This window comes from Rhodococcus sp. CX (assembly GCF_015865005.1).
In the GTDB taxonomy this organism is placed as follows: Bacteria; Actinomycetota; Actinomycetes; order Mycobacteriales; family Mycobacteriaceae; genus Rhodococcus.
Map to the genome: position 1 here is coordinate 1 of NZ_JADZGH010000228.1, position 1710 is coordinate 1710.

General features: G+C 70.4%; 2 protein-coding genes and 1 pseudogene. All 3 read right to left on the reverse strand.

Annotated features, from left to right (window positions below; genetic code table 11):
* Nucleotides 1-355, reverse strand: a pseudogene (locus I0Q12_RS25460) (dihydroorotate dehydrogenase (quinone)); the annotation flags it as partial.
* Between the two features lie 67 nt (nucleotides 356-422).
* On the reverse strand, nucleotides 423-668 hold the full coding sequence (locus I0Q12_RS25465) for a DUF5703 family protein (RefSeq protein ID WP_197255914.1): 246 nt from the start codon (nucleotides 666-668) through the stop codon (nucleotides 423-425).
* The gene (locus tag I0Q12_RS25470) at nucleotides 668-1678 is read right to left on the reverse strand and encodes a hypothetical protein (protein WP_197255916.1); all 1011 of its coding nucleotides are present in this window, start codon (nucleotides 1676-1678) and stop codon (nucleotides 668-670) included. Before I0Q12_RS25470 ends, I0Q12_RS25465 begins: the two co-directional genes overlap by 1 nt.
* Nucleotides 1679-1710 lie beyond the last annotated feature (32 nt).

Sequence of the window (1710 nt, forward strand, 5' to 3'; positions counted from 1 at the left end):
CCTCGCCGGCGCCGTGGTTGTTGAAACCCATCCGGTTGATCAGCGCGCGGTCCTCGGGCAGCCGGAACAGCCGCGGCGCCGGATTGCCCGGCTGGGCCTGCGCGGTCACGGTGCCGATCTCGGCGAAGCCGAACCCGAGCGGGCCCCACACGTCGGCGCCGGTGGCGTCCTTGTCGAACCCTGCGGCCAGCCCCAGCGGCGCCCGGAACGGCACCCCGAACACGGTGTTGTGCAGCACCGGGTCGTCCACCACGAGGATCTTCGACACCAGCACCCGCAGCGGCGCGAAACGCGTCACCAGTTGCATCGCGAGGAACGCGAGGTGGTGAATGCGTTCCGGCGGCAGCAGGAACATCAGTTTCAGGACATAGCGATACACGAAAACTCCCTGCAAACCCGGCCGAGGCGGTCCGGGGTCGGTGTCAACGAACGGTCGGTTCGGGCACGTGGTGATCGGTCTTGCGGCGGCGCAGCAGCACGCGGCGGCTCCCGTCCGGGTACAGCCGCACCCGGCTCAGCTCCCAGCCGTGGAACTCGGCGGAGATCGCCAACCGCATCGACGCACTGACCCGTGACACGTCCGGCGGCAACCGCAGCGGCACGTATTCGTAGGCGTCGTTGCTGGTGTCCCAGTCGACGGGCAGTCGCGTGAACCGGCTTCCTGCCATCACTCACCCCCGATCGGGATCCGCTGCAAGCCGTCACCGGTCGCCGAGCCGATCACCAACACCGCATCGTCCGAATCGACGGACACCGAGTCGGGTTGCCGCACCGTCGCAAAGCGCTGCTTCTCTCTCGGGATCCCGGTCGACAGATCGTAGCCCACAACCTCGTTGCTTCCGGTCAATGTCACCCACACCAGATCCCGCGCTTCGTCGTACGCGACCCCGTACAGGCCCGGCCCGCTCGGGTAGCGCTGCCGCAACACGAGCGTATCGAGCGTGTAGACCAGCAGTTCGTCGTCCTGCGTGTCGGTGACCACGACCCGGCCGTACGGATCGGAGATCATCTGGGCGGCACCCTCCCCGGCCCGCAGCGCCATCCGCAGCCGTTCGTCGCTCAGGTTCAGTTCGGTGATCGAGGTCTGGCGCCGATCGAGCGCGGCCACGTCGTCGCCGGCCGCGACGAGCACATCCACCGACACCAGACCGGTGATAGTGGACTCGACCGCCCCGGAGGCCGGATCGAGAACGTAGGTGGTGCCGGTGGCGGTCCCGACCGCCCAGCGACCGTCCGGCAGCACCGCGACCGCGGTGGCATCCCCGTCCACCGGGACCTCGGCGACCTCACCGGAGTCGACGTCGACGCGCAGGACCGCGCCGGCGGCGGGCGCCAGGACCTGACCGTCCGGTCCGGGAAGGACCGTCACCGCGTCCCGCGGCAGCTGCACCGGGCGCGGCTCGCTGTCGGTGGCGGAGCCGGTGAGCAGCAGTCGGGTGCCGTCGTCGACGAGCGCGGCGAGCACATCGGTGCCGGGCGCCTGCGCGAGCGCCTCGACGCCGGTCCCGACCTGCTGCACCGTCCCGGCCGGGGGCGTCGTGGTCTCGGGGGCGGCCATCGGGGTCGCGGGTTCGCGGGTCGGCACCTTCTCCGCATCGGTATCGGAGGAACAGCCGGCGACCAGAGCGACCGCAAGTCCCACCACCACCGCGGTCGCACGTACTGCCGGTCTACCCATCTCGCTGCTCCTCGCTGTCACCCGTCGACCCC